This is a genomic window from Halogeometricum sp. CBA1124 (genome assembly GCF_009741955.1).
Classification (GTDB): domain Archaea; phylum Halobacteriota; class Halobacteria; order Halobacteriales; family Haloferacaceae; genus Halogeometricum; species Halogeometricum rufum.
In genome coordinates this window covers 1-2,429 of the sequence record NZ_WPCD01000313.1, presented here as the reverse complement: position 1 = coordinate 2,429, position 2,429 = coordinate 1, and the positions used below count along the sequence as shown (strand labels likewise).

Annotated in this window: 2 protein-coding genes and 1 pseudogene; all 3 read right to left on the bottom strand. The window is 70.2% G+C overall.

The window, feature by feature from the left end; translation table 11 throughout:
- Window positions 1–95: 95 nt before the first annotated feature.
- Window positions 96–914 (bottom strand): CopG family transcriptional regulator, encoded by an 819-nt coding sequence (locus tag GJ632_RS20915; protein WP_191453931.1) that lies wholly within the window; start codon window positions 912–914, stop codon window positions 96–98.
- A 57-nt stretch (window positions 915–971) separates the two neighbouring features.
- On the bottom strand, window positions 972–1,808 hold the full coding sequence (locus GJ632_RS20910) for an HTR-like protein (protein WP_191453930.1): 837 nt from the start codon (window positions 1,806–1,808) through the stop codon (window positions 972–974).
- Window positions 1,809–1,832: 24 nt separating this feature from the next.
- Window positions 1,833–2,429 (bottom strand): annotated as a pseudogene (locus GJ632_RS20905) (GHMP kinase); the annotation flags it as partial.

The window sequence follows — 2,429 nt, the reverse complement described above, 5'->3', positions numbered from 1 at the left end:
GTCCTCGCCGATTCCGTCCGCCGCGGCCGCGTCGTCGCCGTCCTCGTCGCCCCCGAGACGCCGAGCGACGTCCGAGAGGGGTTCGTCGTCGTCGGTCATCGTCCGTTCTCCTCCCCGTCGACTTCGAACACCGGTTCCGGGCCGTCGTCACCGTCGGCCGGTCGTTCGAGGGCCAGTCGGCGCCCGGTCGTGAGCGACGGCGACCCGAACAGCCCCTGTTTCTCGCGGACGCCGTCGAACGTCTCCCCGCAGTGCGGACAGTACGGCAGGTCGAGGAGGGCGACGTCGACCGACCTCTCGCAGGACTGGCAGTTTGCGGTCGAGACACCCTTGCGGTTCGCCTCGCGCTTGAGTTCGGTGGCGGCCGTCCGTTCCGCGGCGGCCCGTTCGGCCTCCGCCGTCCGGCGCCGCAGGTCGTGAACGGCGCTCGCGACGGCGTCGAGTTTCTCTTCGGTCTCCTCGGCGGCGTCGGTGAGGTACTCCAGCACCTCCTCGTAGTTCTCGAAACCGTCGTCCAGTCGCCGTTGGAGCGTCGAGACCGTCTCGCGAACCTCCGCGACGGCGTCGTGCGCTCGCTCGGCCTCCGACTCCGCGGCCGCCACGTCGCTCGCCAGTTCCGGGTGGTCGTGGTCCGCCGGGGCCTTCGCGTCGGCCTCGCGTTTGACCTGAATGACGCGTTCGCGCACGTCCGTCACCTTCTCGTCGAGGTCAGCCTCCAGGTCGGCCACGCGGCCGTCGAGTCGGTCCAGTCGCTCGACCGGCGTCGCCAACGACTCGTCGCCCTCGTCGACGAGACGGTACGCCGTGAGCGCTCGCCGCACCAGTTCCGACCGGTCGACGTCCGACTCCGCGGTCTTCTGTTCGACCCACCGCTCCAGTTCGTCAGACAGCGTCTTCGCCCGTTCCCCTCCCATTCAACAGAACCTTACGTTATTCTGACTTAAAGATTGGCAGCGCGGCGCACGGCACGGTCAGCGAATCTTCCTGACGTCGCTCACGTCGAACCCGCCGTCGTGTATCTGCGTCTCGAACTGGACGATGTCCTCGGACTCCAGTTGCGAGAGGACGCCGCGGAACTCCTGGACGACGAGCGTTCGCGCCCGCTTGGAGCCACCGGTCTCCCACTCGAACTGGAGCGTCCCGTCGACGGCGTCCATCAGGTGGGCGAGTTCGGTCCGTTCGAGCGTGTCGCGTCCGACGAGTGCGAGGATGAGTCCGCCCCACCGGTACGCCGCCTTGTTGACGCCGCGCATCACCATCGCGATGTCGTTCCACGACATCTCGTCGGAGATGCCAGCCACGAGGTCGGTGATGGAGTCGATGACGACGAGGTTGCCGCTGGCGTGTTCGCTCAGGTAGTTGCCCAGCGCCGTCAGCACCGACTCGCGGTTGTGGCGTTCGCCGAGGTCCTGCAGCGTCGTCGCCTCCCCCTGATACCACTCGCGCGGAATCGGGCTGGGCCGGAAGTAGGTCGCCGAGAGGTCGTGAAACCGGATTCGGTCGGTGGCGGCGTCCACGAGCGACCGGTCGAACACGTACGACATCTCCCGCCGGAGGCTCCGTTCGTCGTCGGTGAAAGAGAGGTAGTGTACCTCCGAGGGGGGCTCGGAGTCCTCGTGGAGGTCGCCGTAGTAGAGGTCGAACAGGTCGTCGTCGGCCTCGTAGACGGCGTTCATCGTCGCGCTCGTGAACATGAACTCGCGGGCGCCCGCGCCGGGTTCGCCGGCGAGGAGGACGACCGAACCGGGCGGTGCGCCGCCGTCCACGATGCGGTCGAGGCGGGAGACGCCGAACGGGATACTGCTCATGCCCCGGACTCACGTCGGGGTCCGTTAACCGTTTCGCCGAATCGTCGCGCCCTCGTTTCGCCCGCGAACGAGGCGTACTTCGCCGGCCACGTCGGCGGCGTCGAGGGCGGCCCGTCCCGCCGCCCGCGCCGCGTCGGCGTGGTCGGCGTCGGTGACGGCGTACACGGCCGGCCCCCACGACGACTGTCCCGCGCCGTAGCAGGCGGGGTCGTCCTCCAGCGACGCGACGAGTTCGCCGACCGGCGGACGGTAGACGCCGCCCTGTTCGTCGGCGTACCACGCGCCGTTCAGCCGCCCGATTTCCGAGACGGCCTCCCCGAACCGCGCGGCGCTCCCGTCGGCGACGGCCGGGAGCAGTCGGCGGGAGAGGACGCCCGAGATGCGGTCGGCCACGCCGGGGTCGGCGCGTTCGACCACGGAGCGCATGCTCTCGTCCTCCTCCTCGCCGCTCCGGCCCGAGTCGGCGTCGGGGACGACGACGACGAAGCGCCAGTCGTCGGGGACGGCGTGGCGGACGGCGACCGGGGGGACGGTCCAGTCGCCGTCGGCCGGGCGGTCGGTGGTGAACCGGGCGGTGGGGTGGCCGCCGTCCACGAGGACGCCGCCGTCCTCGAACGCGGC

Bases quoted from the DNA above. Each gene is read 5' to 3' on its own strand.
- GJ632_RS20910 (WP_191453930.1), bottom strand. From the start codon at position 1,808: ATGAGCAGTATCCCGTTCGGCGTCTCCCGCCTCGACCGCATCGTGGAC.
- GJ632_RS20915 (WP_191453931.1), bottom strand. From the start codon at position 914: ATGGGAGGGGAACGGGCGAAGACGCTGTCTGACGAACTGGAGCGGTGG.